Annotated in this window: 14 protein-coding genes and 1 pseudogene; 9 read left to right on the plus strand and 6 right to left on the minus strand. The window is 37.1% G+C overall.

Annotated features, from left to right (window positions below; translation table 11 throughout):
• Positions 1 to 55 precede the first annotated feature (55 nt).
• The 3 genes from dcm to H9636_RS05185 all read right to left on the minus strand — a co-directional run bounded on the left by dcm (position 56) and on the right by H9636_RS05185 (position 2,706).
• The gene (gene dcm, locus H9636_RS05175; RefSeq protein WP_225230082.1) at positions 56 to 1,399 is read right to left on the minus strand and encodes a DNA (cytosine-5-)-methyltransferase; all 1,344 of its coding nucleotides are present in this window, start codon (positions 1,397 to 1,399) and stop codon (positions 56 to 58) included.
• Positions 1,400 to 1,740: 341 nt separating this feature from the next.
• Positions 1,741 to 2,142, minus strand: a complete 402-nt coding sequence (locus H9636_RS05180) for a (deoxy)nucleoside triphosphate pyrophosphohydrolase (RefSeq protein WP_191706561.1) — start codon at positions 2,140 to 2,142, stop codon at positions 1,741 to 1,743.
• A gap of 165 nt (positions 2,143 to 2,307) precedes the next feature.
• A complete protein-coding gene (locus H9636_RS05185) occupies positions 2,308 to 2,706 on the minus strand; it encodes a GyrI-like domain-containing protein (protein ID WP_191706562.1) in 399 nt (132 codons plus the stop codon).
• 219 nt (positions 2,707 to 2,925) lie between these two features.
• On the opposite strand from H9636_RS05185, the gene H9636_RS05190 reads away from it, so the two are divergent.
• The 9 genes and pseudogenes from H9636_RS05190 to H9636_RS05230 all read left to right on the plus strand — a co-directional run bounded on the left by H9636_RS05190 (position 2,926) and on the right by H9636_RS05230 (position 12,352).
• A complete protein-coding gene (locus tag H9636_RS05190; RefSeq protein WP_191706563.1) occupies positions 2,926 to 4,542 on the plus strand; it encodes a M20/M25/M40 family metallo-hydrolase in 1,617 nt (538 codons plus the stop codon).
• Positions 4,543 to 4,609: 67 nt separating this feature from the next.
• The gene (locus H9636_RS05195; protein ID WP_191706564.1) at positions 4,610 to 5,062 is read left to right on the plus strand and encodes an HIT family protein; all 453 of its coding nucleotides are present in this window, start codon (positions 4,610 to 4,612) and stop codon (positions 5,060 to 5,062) included.
• Positions 5,055 to 5,855, plus strand: coding sequence for a protein phosphatase 2C domain-containing protein (locus H9636_RS05200; protein ID WP_191706565.1), 801 nt, complete (start codon positions 5,055 to 5,057; stop codon positions 5,853 to 5,855). Before H9636_RS05195 ends, H9636_RS05200 begins: the two co-directional genes overlap by 8 nt.
• A 30-nt stretch (positions 5,856 to 5,885) precedes the next feature.
• Positions 5,886 to 6,395: a GNAT family N-acetyltransferase gene (locus tag H9636_RS05205; protein ID WP_191706566.1), complete on the plus strand. Its 510-nt coding sequence runs from the start codon at positions 5,886 to 5,888 to the stop codon at positions 6,393 to 6,395.
• A 307-nt stretch (positions 6,396 to 6,702) separates the two neighbouring features.
• A pseudogene (locus H9636_RS05210) lies at positions 6,703 to 7,025 on the plus strand (DUF5412 family protein).
• Positions 7,026 to 7,054: 29 nt separating this feature from the next.
• A complete protein-coding gene (locus tag H9636_RS05215) occupies positions 7,055 to 7,912 on the plus strand; it encodes a hypothetical protein (RefSeq protein WP_225230083.1) in 858 nt (285 codons plus the stop codon).
• Between the two features lie 408 nt (positions 7,913 to 8,320).
• The gene (locus H9636_RS05220; RefSeq protein WP_191706567.1) at positions 8,321 to 9,823 is read left to right on the plus strand and encodes a malate:quinone oxidoreductase; all 1,503 of its coding nucleotides are present in this window, start codon (positions 8,321 to 8,323) and stop codon (positions 9,821 to 9,823) included.
• Between the two features lie 207 nt (positions 9,824 to 10,030).
• Positions 10,031 to 11,485, plus strand: a complete 1,455-nt coding sequence (locus H9636_RS05225) for an aldehyde dehydrogenase family protein (protein ID WP_191706568.1) — start codon at positions 10,031 to 10,033, stop codon at positions 11,483 to 11,485.
• A gap of 21 nt (positions 11,486 to 11,506) precedes the next feature.
• Positions 11,507 to 12,352: a methyl-accepting chemotaxis protein gene (locus H9636_RS05230; RefSeq protein ID WP_191706569.1), complete on the plus strand. Its 846-nt coding sequence runs from the start codon at positions 11,507 to 11,509 to the stop codon at positions 12,350 to 12,352.
• Between the two features lie 226 nt (positions 12,353 to 12,578).
• On the opposite strand, the gene H9636_RS05235 is transcribed toward H9636_RS05230, so the two are convergent.
• From H9636_RS05235 to H9636_RS05245, 3 genes are all read right to left on the minus strand, one after another.
• Positions 12,579 to 13,226, minus strand: a complete 648-nt coding sequence (locus H9636_RS05235; protein WP_191706570.1) for a hypothetical protein — start codon at positions 13,224 to 13,226, stop codon at positions 12,579 to 12,581.
• A 58-nt stretch (positions 13,227 to 13,284) separates the two neighbouring features.
• Positions 13,285 to 13,641, minus strand: a complete 357-nt coding sequence (locus H9636_RS05240) for a hypothetical protein (protein WP_191706571.1) — start codon at positions 13,639 to 13,641, stop codon at positions 13,285 to 13,287.
• A 174-nt stretch (positions 13,642 to 13,815) separates the two neighbouring features.
• Positions 13,816 to 15,294: an MFS transporter gene (locus tag H9636_RS05245; RefSeq protein ID WP_191706572.1), complete on the minus strand. Its 1,479-nt coding sequence runs from the start codon at positions 15,292 to 15,294 to the stop codon at positions 13,816 to 13,818.
• Positions 15,295 to 15,550 lie beyond the last annotated feature (256 nt).

Genomic DNA, 15,550 nt, shown 5'->3' on the forward strand with positions numbered 1-15,550 from the left:
CATCCATCCCTTTTTTATTTTTTAGTTATAAAATTCTTTTATTCCTCATCTTCAATTAATTTATCTTATTTAATATATTAACAATTGATAACCCCACTGCCTTAGCCATATTTACAGGAACTGCATTCCCTATTTGTTTATAAGCATTAAGCATTGAACAATCAAATTCCCAACTATCAGGGAAACTTTGTATTCTGGCATACTCTCTTACAGTAAAAGGTCTAGTTTCATCAGGATGACATCTTTCAGTCTGTTTCTGAGCAGGTGAGGTAGTTAAAGTTAACGAAGGCTCATCCCATGATAACCTTCTCGCCATTCCTGTTCTACCTCCCCCTGAATAATAACTAGCTCCCATGTACTCCTTAGCTATCTCATTAGGAAGGTCTCTCCAATACCCTCCTGGAGGTACAAGATCTAAAACTCTCTTTTTAGATTCAGGATATTTAGCCCCCTCTGATTTAGGTACATCTTTCAAGATATCTCTAAGAGTCAGCTCATACCCATAAGGCTGAGGGAAACAGTAGTTAAAATTGTGTTTATCAACTAAATCATTTCTAATCCCTATGATAACAATTCTCTCTCTCTTTTGAGCTACATCATAATCTAATGCTTTTAATACTTTCCACTTAACTGAATATCCAATATCGGAAAATACTTTTAGCATAAGGGATAATGTCCTACCATTATCATGATTTACTAAGCCTCTAACATTTTCAGCTAAGAACATTTTAGGTAGTAACTGTTTTAGTATCTCAGCATAGTAGTAAAACATTGTACCCCTAGCATCAGATAAGCCCATTTTTTTTCCTGCATAGCTAAAAGCTTGGCAAGGATATCCTCCTGATAAAAGGTCAAGTTCACCGATACCTAAATCTACAAAGTTTCTAATTCCTTGTTCAGCTACATCTATAATATCCTTTTCAATTATATTCCAATTAGGTCTATTTTTTCTAAGAGTTTGACAAGCGTATCTATCAAGCTCTACAAGTCCTTTAGAATGAAAACCTGCTTTCTCAAGTCCAAGAGCTAGACCTCCTGCTCCAGCGAATAGCTCAACAACTGAATATTCTTTGTTAGCTCTTATTTCTTTTACGTCCACATAATCATGACCCTCAAAATCTGTTACATCTATTTCTTCATCCTGAGATTGATCTACTAATGTAGCTGTATCTAATGGTAATGCAAATTGCTCTGTCTCAATGATGTCTTCAAAGTTTACATCCAAAACTTCACATAGTTTCATAGCATTAGATTTAATTGGATTAAAATTTGGAGAGAGTAGCATAGAGAGTTGATTTTTGCTTATCCCTAATTGTTCAGCTAACTGCTTTTGAGTAGATATGCCATGTCTTTTCATATGTACTCTTACTTTTTCTTTGCTGATAGTATACAAAATCATAACCCTCCATTTAGTTAAAATAATATTTAACTTTTATAGGGTTATTATGCTGGATTGTTCAGAGAGAGTCAATAAAAAAAGTTCCGTTTTTAGACGAATTTCTATTATATCTTGTTTAATTTGATTACAATTGATTGGTTTATGTTTATAATAATGCTTTCTGCATAAAGGGGAAAATAAGAATTATTTTATTATTTTTTATGTAAGAATTTCATGTTAGCAATGGACAAGGTAGAATAATAAAATAAGTTATTACAAATGATTTGTAGACGTTCAGGAAACAGATATAAAAAATGTTTATAAACATAAACACTAACTGAACTACAGTTAAACTAGAGTTGCTAGTTTTTATTTTCGGTTACAATTTTCTCCACCGCCGGAATATCTGCTGGTGCAAAGTTGAGGGAACGAATTTCTTCACGTGTAACCCATTTTGTATCAGCGTGTTCCGATACGGTAGGTTGTCCATCAACGAGTTTTGCCTTGTAAGTTTCGAGTCTAACAACCATTTTATCGTACTCATAAGTGGTATCTTCCACTTTTTCTCCAACTGAAATCGTACAGTTGAACTCTTCTTGGATTTCACGAGCCAATGCTTCTTCAGGAGTTTCCCCATCTTCAATTTTTCCAGCAGGAAATTCCCAATAGTTCGGTAGGGATATTTTTGGACTTCTTAAAGCACAAAAGATTTCATTCTTTTCATTTTCGATAATCGCTCCGACTACATGAACTTGTTTTTTCATTGATTCCTCCATGCTTTTAACATTGGGTTTCCTGTATTTTATCATTAATAAAATAGAATTGTTTATAAATCAGCATATTCTCATAAATGACAAATAGCTCGTTTGTGTAAAAATATAGAGGGAACCCAAGTCTTATTGGTTTCCCATCATAAATATCTCTTTAAATCATTTAATTGCAATAAAAACCTCAATTTTTCCATTAGGATAATATTTCTCAAAATCGTAAGTGTACGCTCTGTTCAGTGTACCTGATTCCTCACGTTCCCAGATGGTTTTCCAAGTGTTTAAAGTGCCTTGTTCATCTGCTGTGTCTACATTAAAGATCTCATATTTTGCGTTATTCGGTATTTCGAGGGAAGGTTGGTTTTGGCTATCTTCTAGTGCAATACTTAATGTGTAATCACCTTTATAGTTACTCTCGTAGTTATGATAGACACCGTAGACAATACTATCTTGCCCCGTTAGACGACTAGATGCGTCCTTCCACAATCCTGAAATCTTTTGTAGCAAAAGATCATCATTAAAATTATTCGTTCGCACACTATTGATTACTGTTAATTTCATTAGGTTTTTCACTCCAAATTAAGTTTTTCAAATCTAATTTACACAAATAAAATAAGAACATATGTTTCCTTTTTATTATAATTGAAAATATCACTGGTATCAATACCAAAATTTACCTCGAGCAAATCTTTTATTTTCATCTTCCCAAAGGTATTTCCAGACCATTTGTTTAACTATTACTATAGCTGAATTGAAATTAACGGAGGGGAGGAACTGTCTATGAAATGGGATACGCCGGAGAAGTTAAAAGGTTTATTATGTGAACTTGTGAGCTGGGAGAGCCAGACGTTGACAAAAGGAGAACAAGAATTTTCTAAAAAACTATACGCCAAGTTTCAACTACTTCCGTACTTCCAAGTAAATCGTGACTATTTACAAACGGTAGAGGTGGAAGGGGGAAGACAGGTAGTATCTGCGTTGTATAGGCATCCAAAGGCCAAAAAGACTGTGGTACTCATTAGCCATTTTGATACAGTTCAAATCGAAGAGTATGGTGCACTTATGCCCCTGGCTACTTTGCCAGTAGAGTTAACTCAAGCATTTAAAGAGGCAAAGGGGATGTTAAATGAACAGGCGCAAAAGGATTTGGATACAGGGGATTACTTATTTGGTCGCGGTGTCATGGATATGAAAATGGGACTTGCCCTTCATATGCAAGTGCTGGAGCGTGCCATTGAAGAACAATGGAATATGAACTTGCTTTTAATAACGGTGCCCGATGAAGAGGTAAACTCAGCTGGAATGCGTCAAGCCGCAAAGCATATTGCAAAAGTATCCAATCATTATGATCTTGAAATTAGCCTCTTTTTAAATAGTGAACCTTCTTTTTCCCAAGACCCTTATGACTTGCAGGAATATATTTATACCGGGTCCATCGGTAAGGTGATGCCAGCTGCGTTATTTTACGGAAAGGAAACCCATGTGGGAGAGCCTTTAAAAGGTCTAAGTGCCCCTTTTATGAGCGCCTTTTTAGCAACTGAAATGGAATGGAACGACGCCTTTGTTGAAACCGTTTATAGTGAGCAAACACCATTACCTGTTGCATTAAAACTACGTGATTTGAAGGAGCAGTATTCTACCCAAACGCCTTACCGGGCAGTGGCGATGTACAATGTTTTTTTAATGAAGCGAAGTGCTGCCGAAATTTTAGATTTATTTGAACAAGTGACAGTCCGGGCAATGGAGAAGTGTCAAGCCCGCTATGATGAAGTGTGTGCAAAAATGAACGTCCATCCGATCGGTCAAATACGTACGATTCGCTATAGTGAACTACTAAACTATGCAAAGCAAAAGCTTGGTGACGATGAAGTAGAACAATTAATAGAAGACATAATGGCGAAAGCAGATTTAGATGAGCGGGACCAATCATTTTTCATTGCAGATAAACTAATGATTCATTGCCAGGAATTAGCGCCGGCAGTTGTTGTGCTATTCGTTCCACCATTTTATCCGGCGGTTAATTCGAGCGATCATCCGTTAGCGAAAAAAGCGATTGATTTCGTATTACAGGCATCGAAGCCTTATGAAATTCCATTACAGCAAGTACATTATTTTAATGGTATTAGTGATTTAAGCTATTGCCAATTAAGCAAGGACACTGGTTGGCAAGCATATGAAGTGAATACGCCCGTTTGGAAACGCACATACGATATTCCTTTTGACCACATTGCAACATTCAATGCCCCTGTGCTAAATGTGGGGCCATATGGGAAGGACGCCCATCAAATTTCAGAGCGGCTCCATATGAAAAGCGCCTTCGATGAAATGCCAAACTTAATCTATCAGCTTTTGCGTTTTGTTGAGAAAGAAACAGCAAATGGAACGGACGAAACTTAAACTATAAAAACTTCAAAGTTATACGATGTTACTGCGCTTTAAAAATACCTTAAAAAGAGGGATGGCTATGAACGATTGTTTTATTTGCAAAAAGCATGCGGGGCATATTCAAACTTCCGGAATTCCAATTTATGAAGATGAATATGTTTATGTTGGTCATATTGACCAAAGTGGTAATCCTACTTATCTAGGTCATCTTATGATTGATTTAAAACGGCACGTTCCCACATTGGGGGACATGAATATGGAAGAAGCGAAAGCCTTTGGAGTGATAATGGCTCGAGTGAGTAAAGCATTAATGGAATGCGAAGAGGCGGAACATATTTATTCCCTTGTATCTGGAAATCCTGTCCCTCATTTACATATGCACTTAGTGCCTCGTTATCCAAATACCCCTAAACAATATTGGGGACCAAACGCTGTATATGATTGGGAAAAGGCACCGATGGGGAACGATGAAGAGGTTATTCAACTTTGTACAAGAATTAAAACTTATCTCGAGAGTCATCCCAATGAGTAATATGACAAAACATTTTAGCTGGGTCGGTAGTGAAGAATCTTTTGTTGACAAACCGAGCGTGATTCAACTTGATCATATAGAAGTAGGTCGATACGGTGGTAATTCCGATGCTGGTCAATATAAAAACGAGGACGGCTGCCTCATTTGGTTGAATAATGAGGAAGATTGGGAATTCACGATGATTTTAGATGCCCACAATAGTGCGGAAAGTGCCGAATTGGTTTTAGCGTACCTCAATAAGGAGAAATCCCATATCGAAACGATTTTATCCCTCCCAACGAACGAATCATTTAAAAGTTTAGAAGACAAGATTGTCGGTCTATTTCAATCAAAGGAGTTTTTAGCTGCTTGCCAAAACGTTACTGGAGAGACGGCTTGTTTAATTGTAGCGAGGAAGGATCGATATATTTGGTGGTTTTCCGTTGGGGATTGTGTCCTCTATTTATTTCACCCTGAATTAGTGGCACTAGGACAATTACAAGTAAACCAAAGACATTTTTATGAATGGATCGGGCAAGTCAATACGTTTGAACGACCAGTGTCTTGTTATACGATTGGAACAAAGGAGTTAAGAAAAGGGGACAATCATCTGTTTCTTACGACGGACGGTCTAATCGAATGTCCGAACGAACCCTATTCCAATCCAGCAGATATCTATGAGACTTTATTAAAAGAGGAAAGTACAGTATCGTTGTTGAAAGGTATTCAACATAACAATGTTAGAGATAGCACGACAATGGTTTCTTGGAAGGTGACCATCTCTAAGGAAGCAACTAAAGCAAGGAACCAGTAAAAACGAGTTATATAAAGTGGAGGGTCAACGATGAACATTCGTATATTAAAAGAAGAAGATGCACAAGTCTATCAATCTTTGCGCTTAAGGGCATTGCAAACAAATCCGGAAGCCTTTGGGTCGACTTATGAGCGGGAAGTGGCCTTTACACAGGAGATGGTGGAAGAACGTATTCGGACTACAGAGGATAGTTACGGACTAGGAGCATTTGATGAAAAGGGTGAGTTGCTCGGCGTTGTACGATTTGTGCGAGAGACGGGTATGAAAGAAAAGCATAAAGGAACGATTTACGGGATGTATGTAGCACCTGAGACGCGTGGTCAAGGAGTCGGTAGGGCGCTATTACAGGAAGTCATTTCACGAGCGAAGGATTTTGAAGGGTTGGAACAAATTCGTCTACAAGTTGTCTCAACCAATGAATCCGCCAAAAAACTTTATCGGTCCCTCGGATTTGAAACGTACGGAGTAGAACCAAGGGCACTGCTCCATAACGGTCAATATCTCGATGAGGATATGATGGTGTTGTTTCTAAATAAATAACCCTCTCATAAACCCTAGCGAAACTTATGTTTCCTAGGGGATTTTTTGTTCCATCAAAGATGTTTGTTATTTATTGTTAAAATAGCCAATTTTCGAAACTTCCTATCTTTCGATAACGTCTTTATACGCAAATAGGACTAATACTTTTTCTTCACATACTACTCCCTTTTTCATGCCCAAAAATATGCCTACTGCATAAACTACATAACGAAAGGTGATAGGCGTGGCAGCAAACAAGAACGCAAACCAAACAAAAAAACGAATCTTAAAACGGGTGCTCCTCGTATTACTTACTATCTGTTTGTTGATGGCAGGGGTAATCGGATATGGGGTTTACTGGCTTTTCTTTGATTGGAGCCGTTTTAAACAAGATTTCATCACAGCATCCACATCTCCTCAAGGCACTTATACCATTCATGCTTATCGATCAGACTCGGGGCAACGACTTCCTATGCCGTTCTTGGAGAACTCATCTTTAATAAAGAAAATCGGAAATCGAAAAAAATTTATTGGCAATATCGTGAAGAAAACGCAGAAATCGAATGGATCGATGATGATACAGTTCGCATAAATGACGTGACGTTAGAAATCCCAGAACAATCTTATGATGACCGAAAAGGAATCAACTAGTCGAAAAAAAATGATAGGAATGAATTCATATGGAAAAGATAACTGTACATAAGTGGATGGAATACGATTCAAAATTCAACTTTGTAGGTGGTCAAATCGCCCATGATGGAACATTATTGCTCATTGAAAGTAGTTTGGAAGAATTGGATTTTTTCAATCGCCCGGTCCCTAAAAATGATTGGACGATTCGCATTATAAACGGAGAAACGATTGAAACGGTGATATTACCTCATGTGCCACTTATGCCGACGGAGGTTGATCTATTTTCCGATGGAACGCTCCTCCTCGTTCAAGGTCGTTGTTTAAAAGATGGGACTACTATTGAAAGGAATGCTCGGCGATACAATCGAAACGGTCAATTAATCAGTGCCTTTACATTAGGAGATGGCATTAATCAAGTTCAAATCGATGAAACGGACACGATTTGGGTCAGCTATTTTGATGAAGGGGTATTTGGTAATTTTGGCTGGGATGAACCGATGGGAAGCGATGGACTCATTGCTTATTCCATGGACGGGCAAAAACTTTGGGGTGCCCAAAACTATGACATTTGTGATTGTTATGCGATGAATGTCGTGAGCTCCAAGGAAATTTACTTCTATTATTATGATGATTTTTGGTTCGTTCAGCTTTCCGATATGAAAGAAGTTCAACGTAACCGTGTCGAAGGCAACCCGATGATGCATCAATTTTTAGTCGATGAAGAAGGAATCATCGGCCAATTAGATTTGTCTACGATTATCCGTTATCGATTAAAAGGAAAGACCTTTGCTTCCAAAAATAAAATTCAATTTGTCGATGAAACGGGCAAACGAGTATTAGGTCATGTATTCATGCGCGGAAAATATTTGTACGTTTGTGGGAAAGATGGAATCTATCGAAAATAAATGGTCCTAGCTAAAAAAATTTTTTTCATCTTCTAAAAAAAATTTTAACCTCCTCCTAAATAAAACGCTTTCAATGAGGAATGAATCTATACGAGAAATTCAATTACGTTAAGTAGCATATAAGGGTAATTGTGATGTGACCCCTCTCGTAAAACCTGTCTAAATCTTTGGTTTTTAAGCGTTCTTTGGGGATAGTGGAAGGAATTTTCTCTTACTTATTTGACATAAAAGGAGTATTATTATTGTTAGATAATAGTAGATATTTTAACCATAATATTTATAATAGACTATGGTATGATTATAATAAATACAGAAAAGGTGAGTCTCTAGGTTTCCTAGGAATTGTAACACCAAAGCGAAAGCGCCTACATCTTTTTTGCAAATATAGGGGAGATAAGGAAGGTTATTATGAGTACTAGATATGAAAAAACAGACGTTATCTTAATTGGTGCCGGAGTCATGAGCGCGACTTTGGGAGCTTTACTTAAAGAGTTAGCACCAGATTGGGAAATTAAAGTATTCGAAGCACTGGATAAACCAGGTGAAGAAAGCTCGAACGAATGGAATAATGCGGGAACAGGGCACTCTGCATTATGTGAGCTTAACTACACGACGGAAAAACCAGATGGTTCTATCGATATTGCAAAAGCGATTAAAATTAATGAGCAGTTCCAACTTTCTAGACAATTTTGGTCTTACCTTGTAAAAAGTAACTTAATTAGTAATCCTGAAGACTTCATTATGCCAATCCCACATATGAGTTTAGTAATGGGAGATAAAAATGTAGAGTTCTTGAAAAAACGTTTTGAAGCACTTTCAAACAATCCATTATTCCAAGGAATGGAATACTCTGAAGATCCAGAAAAACTAAAACAATGGATTCCACTTATTATGGAAGGTCGTACGACAGAAGAACCGATTGCTGCAACGAAAATTGACTCTGGTACGGACGTAAACTTCGGTAATTTAACACGTATGTTATTTGATCACTTACAAAACCAAAACGTAGAAGTAAACTACAGACATTCGGTTTCAGATCTTAAACGTACAAAAGATGGTATGTGGGAAGTAAAAGTACACGATCTTGACGGTTGCCGTATGGAATACCATAAAGCAAAATTCGTCTTCATCGGTGCTGGTGGCGGAAGCTTACCATTATTACAAATGACGGGTATTCCTGAGTCAAAACATATCGGTGGTTTCCCTGTAAGTGGATTATTCATGGTATGTAACAACCAAGAAATCGTAGAGCAACACCATGCGAAAGTTTACGGTAAAGCAAAAGTGGGTGCACCACCAATGTCTGTACCGCATCTTGATACTCGTTATATCGATAACAAAAAATCTTTATTATTCGGACCATTTGCAGGCTTCTCACCGAAGTTCTTGAAAACAGGTTCTTATATGGATTTAATCGCATCTGTAAAACCGAACAATGTATTTACAATGCTAGCAGCAGGTATGAAAGAAATGTCGTTAACTAAATACTTGATTCAGCAAGTATTGTTATCAAACGAACAACGTTTAGAAGAGTTACGCGAGTTTATTCCAAATGCGAAACTGGAAGATTGGGATATCGTAGTAGCGGGTCAACGTGTTCAAGTAATTAAAGATACAGAATCTGGCGGTAAAGGTACACTTCAATTCGGTACAGAAGTTGTAACAGCTGCCGACGGTTCAGTAGCTGCATTACTAGGAGCTTCTCCTGGTGCATCAACAGCTGTTCACGTAATGCTTGAAGTAATCGAAAAATGCTTCCCTCAACACGTGAAACAATGGGAGCCGAAAATTAAAGAAATGATTCCGACTTATGGCGTTTCTTTAACAGACAAACCAGAGTTAATCCAAGAAGTTCAATCATCTACTGCAGAAGTACTTGGTTTAAACGGAAAAGAATTATCTCATAGCTAATTAGATTGAGAATATACAAATCACCTCAACTCTATCATTTCGATAGGGATGGGGTGATTTTTTATTTTTTAATAGGATGACAAAAGAACTACTCAATCCTTATAGGATAGACCTAAATGCCAATCATTTTTTTCCTGTTTTGGTAAAGTATTTTCTCTTTTCGTCGATATTGTTATTGATAATGAAATTCATTCGGGAGGTTTTAACATGGACATTCAAAATCTTGGAAAGCAATTTATAGCAGGTGAATGGAAAGACGGACAAAGTAGTAGAACGTTACACAATACGAATCCTTACAATGATGAAATTATTACAACTTACAAGTTAGCAAATGTTGCCGATATCGATGAAGCATACCAAGCTGCTGCAAAAGCAAAGCTTGAATGGGATAAAGTAAATCCGTATAAAAAACGGGATATTCTTGAAAAGGCGGTTCAGTATATTGAGGACCATGAAGAAGAAATTACGGCCATTATTATGGACGAATTAGGTGGAACAAGACTGAAAGCAGCCTTTGAAATTGGTCTTGTCAAAAACATCATTAAAGAAGCGGCTACATTTCCATTAAGAATGGAAGGGAAAATTTTACCCTCTACAATTGATGATGTAGAAAATCGCTTATATCGAATTCCTGCTGGCGTAGTAGGCGTCATTAGTCCATTTAATTTTCCATTTTTCCTATCAATGAAATCAGTTGCCCCAGCCCTTGGTGCAGGTAACGGTGTCGTGTTAAAACCCCATGAAGATACACCGATTATGGGTGGAACGTTAATTGGGAAAATTTTCGAAGAAGCGGGTGTCCCTAAAGGGTTAATTAACGTCGTGGTGACGGATATTAACGAAATTGGTGATGCATTTGTGGAACATCCAATCCCTCGAATTATTTCCTTCACTGGTTCAACCCAAGTCGGAAGTTATATTGGACAACTGGCTGTGAAAAACTTTAAAAAGCCTTTACTCGAATTAGGCGGGAACAGTGCCTTTATTATATTAGAAGATGCTGATCTAGAATATGCGGTGAATGCGGCTACATTCAGCCGATTTACGCATCAAGGGCAAATTTGTATGTCTGCTAACCGAATTCTAGTTCAAACATCTATTTATCACGAGTTCATTGAAAAGTATGTGAAAAAAGTTGCTTCGTTGAAAGTAGGCGATCCAAAAGATCCGGAAACAATTATCGGACCAATTATTAACGACCGCCAAGTGAACAGTCTCGTTGCTTTAGTAGAAAAAGGAATAGAAGAAGGGGCAACCCCACTTCTAAAAGGAAATGTGAATGGCAGATTGCTAGAGCCAACGATTTTAACGGATGTAACGCCGGATATGACGGTAGCGCAAGAAGAGTTATTTGGACCAGTCGTTTGTGTTATTCCATTTGAAACGGAAGAAGAGGCAATCGAAATTGCCAACAATACCCGTTTCGGTTTAAGTGGCGCGATCCACACTTCGAACGTTGAACGTGGAGTGGAAATGGCGAAGAAAGTACACACAGGAATGATCCACGTTAATGATTTAACAATCAATGACGAACCAAATGTTGCCTTTGGTGGAGAGAAACAATCCGGTTTAGGCCGTTTAAACGGTGAATGGAGTCTGGAAGAATTTACGACTTTAAAATGGATTTCGGTGAACTACGGTCAAAGAGTTTTACCATATTAAGAGGAAAAGAGTGAGATTTATATGTCAGAACATGAAATAATTAATGCCTTTCTTAAAGTAGCTCCTTTATTAAATGACCTAATCCAAGACGATATTACGGTAGGGATTTATGATACTGAAAAACTTCTTTTAAATATCCCTGGAAAAACATTCTCGTTAAATGTAACCCCTGGTGATCCATTAGTAGAAGGGGATATTGTAACAGATGCAATTCGAAAAAACACGAGTTTATCGGCCATTGTCCCGAAAGAGTTATTCGGGTTCCCATTAGTTGCTCGTGCGATTCCATTGCGGGATCGGAACGGGAAAGTCATCGGTGGAGTAGGTATCGGTACAAGTTTAGAAAAAGCGAACAAGCTATTTGAAATGGCCGAAAGCTTCTCTGCCATTGTTGAACAAACGGCTGCATCGATTGAAGGCATTAGCGATTCCGTTAGCCAACTATCCGGTCGTGTAACAGACATTACGGGACAAATGAAAGACGTTAGCTCAAGTGCCGTACAAATAAGTGAAATCTCTTCCGTTGTAAAAGGAATTTCTGACCAAAGTAACTTGTTAGGATTAAATGCGGCCATTGAAGCAGCGAGAGCAGGGGAAGTCGGTAAAGGCTTTTCCGTTGTAGCCGACGAAATTCGTAAACTTGCTACCTATTCAAAGGAAAATGTAAATCAAATTAACGTCATTACAAAAGATATCCACGAACTTTTAACAACGTTGAATCAAGCCTTTTCCGAGATTAATTCATTAACAGATACTCAATCAGGCTCAATTCAAGAATTTTCCGCTACGATTCAAGAAATTAATAGAAAAGCGCTAGAACTAGCCCAATTAGCAGAAGAATCTCTATATGGAGATAGTAAGAAGTAAATGCAAATATTAGCCCATAAACATTCATGCGATGGAATGTTTATGGGTTTTTGAAAAACCTATTTGTTATTCTTTTACATAAAAATAAAAGTATTAAAAAAATCACTGAACTAATTAAGGAATAATTAGTTCAGTCATGATAGTTTTATTAAAATGTCAACTTTATATTAAAGCTAGGTTATATCATATTTTTTGATTAGGCTTCCTTATTAGTTATTTTAAAATACTACATACCAAATTTAAAAGAAGAAGGTGGGGAACAGGGAATACTCGTAGGTACCCATTGGTCACATTCTAAGCATTCATAATAAATCCCATTAGGAAAGCATGACACTCCTCCGATTGGATATGGTCTTCCGTATGGATCAACACAATAGTCACAAACATTAGAATTGTATTGACCGAAATTTATTAATCTACTACATGTACTAGGATTACAAATATAGCCTGAGTATGACTTACAATCACCCGCTTCACAGATATAATCTACATGATCTTCAAAGAATTTCATACTGATGCCTAAGTAACCAAACAGTTTACGAAATTGTTCAAATGACAATGAATTTCCAATAACTTGATAGTTTGCACTGACAAAACCACCATCTGCATGGAAAAGAAGTTCTTTCCCAAAATGATTTAATAATTCTAAGTCTATATGTAGAGGATTTTCCTTTACAAAATTTCTCCAATCAGTAAAAGTACGGATTAACTTTTTAGAACCACTCGCTAATAAAGTAAGATACTGAAATGGCGTATCTGCTGGGATGAAATCTAACTCTACAATGGGTTTCCTTTGATTATTATTGGGAAACTTATATGCACAGGGCAACACGGAATTATTGTATGGAAAGTTAGAAGCAAAGTTATAATACATTTGAAAATGAACCTCCATAAAAGATATTCTAGTAAACTGTTTTACTTTAAAAATGTATTTATTGATGAATAATATAATTATAAATATTCCTCATAGGTATATATCTATATTGTAAGAACCATTGATCTATATAAATCCACACACATCCGTAAACATTCGATTCGTCAACACTTTTAACGTACATCCAACCTTCTCCAGTATTTTCTGTCCAGAAATATGTCCATTTTCCTATACATGCACTTAAGGTTTGTGGATTAATTATTTGGTCGTTGATAGGTGGTGTAGGAGTATAAGACGGTGGAAACCCGACTCCTTGACAAGGATTATATTGATATCTGATAGGAATATCTACAGTATGGTAATTGCTATCAACCCCCTGAGGCGAGGATGTTCGATAAGAAGAGTAATAAACCATTATCTTACCTCCTTTTATTAACAATCCGTAGTATTGTATTCATGATATTTTTAAGTGAAACTTGTCTTGATTAAAAAGACTAACTAAGTCCTTTTGAATTTATTTCAAAGAAAATCAATAATAACTTAAACAAGAAAAAACCCCGTCCTAAATTTAGAACGGGGTACCATCATTTTACTTTCCATCTTCCGAGCGATTTTCAATACGCTCTTCAATTTCTTTCCTTTCATCGTGCCACCATAATGCTTCTTCCGGTTCTTGTAAAATTTCTTTTATTTCCTTTTTTTCTTCCACTGCAGGCGGTGAACCTCGGAGCGCTTTTCCCGCAGTTTCTTTTAGAAAGATCGTTACAACAATAATTCCGACAATCGATGCAAAAATAAGATAATAAGCAGGGATCATTTCATTCATCGTTTTACTAATTAACCAAGATACAAGTAAAGGGGTCGTCCCACCGAACAAGGATGCAGAAATATTAAATGTAATCGCCAGTGCCCCGTTTCGCACATTCGTAAAAAATAGGGAAGGTAATAGCGAAGGCATTGTTCCCTGAAAAGAAGCGGAAAATATTCCAAGAATCATTAATCCTAAAAATACAAGTATCGTGTTATCACTAGCGATCAAATGAAAAGCAGGTATACTTAAAACGATTAACCCAATTAAACCGCCTTGAATGATTTTCTTTGCTCCAATTCGGTCACTAAAATAACCCATTAACAGAACAATTGGAATCATAATGACCATTACAATAACAATTAATAAAAGTCCTTCCGTTTCTCCATAGCCAAGAACAGCGGTTAAGTGGGATGGCATATAAGATAAAACGGTGTAATTTACTACAATGTAAAAGAAGACAACAAACATACCGATTAGGATTGCTCTCCAATGGTACTTTAAAATATCCTTTACGGAAACATCATCATCTTCTTCTGATTTTTCTTCCTTCATTGCCTCGAAAGCAGGCGTTTCTTCTAAATTATTTCGTAAATAAAAACCAATTAACCCAATTGGGGCCGATAAGAAAAAGGGAATACGCCAACCCCAATCTAACATCGTTTCCTGTCCTAAAATATAGGTTAGTAAAGTAACTAGACCAGCTCCGGCGATATAGCCAACTAATGTACCAACCTCAAGAGCACTAGACATAAATCCTCTTTTTTTATCGGGAGTGGATTCGGCAATGAACGTCATCGCACCCGAATATTCTCCCCCTGACGAAAAGCCTTGAACTAAACGAGCAATGAGTAGGAGCACAGTGGCAGTGTAGCCAATCGATGCATGGCTCGGGATTAAACCAATACTTAACGTGGCTAGAGCCATCATGATTAAGGTGATTGCTAATACTTTTTTACGGCCTAACCGATCCCCAAGCATCCCAAAGAAAATGCCACCAAGTGGGCGGGCAATAAAGGCAACCGCAAATGTTGCAAAAGAAAATACTAATTGCATAGGACCACTGACATTAGGGAAAAATACTTGTCCAATTGTAGCAGCTAGATAAGAGTAAATTCCAAAATCAAACCATTCCATCCCATTACCAACAGCAGTTGCCACTACCGCCTTACGAGCGGAACCTGTGTCAACAATGGTGATTTCTTCTTTCTTCAACTTTGGTTTCGATTTTTGGCTATGTTCGTTTTTGTTATCAGCCAATCGAAAAGCCTCCTTGTTGATTAATTGTTGCTATGTCTTAAATTGTCCAAAATTTATTTATTTATATCTTTTTAATGTTTTTTTGGGCTAACAACATTAGATTTTTAACCGAGAAGTCATTTTCTTTAAAGTAAAAACTTTTGAAAACCTCAGTTTACATAAAAAAAGACGCTTTCCTTATTTTGATGTGACCCCTAAAAGTTAGACACGTTAAAGTCGATTAGGCAGCTTGGATAAAACGAGTTCGGTATTGCAC

Origin of the sequence: Ureibacillus galli, assembly GCF_014836845.1 — a bacterium.
In the GTDB taxonomy this organism is placed as follows: Bacteria; Bacillota; Bacilli; order Bacillales_A; family Planococcaceae; genus Ureibacillus; species Ureibacillus galli.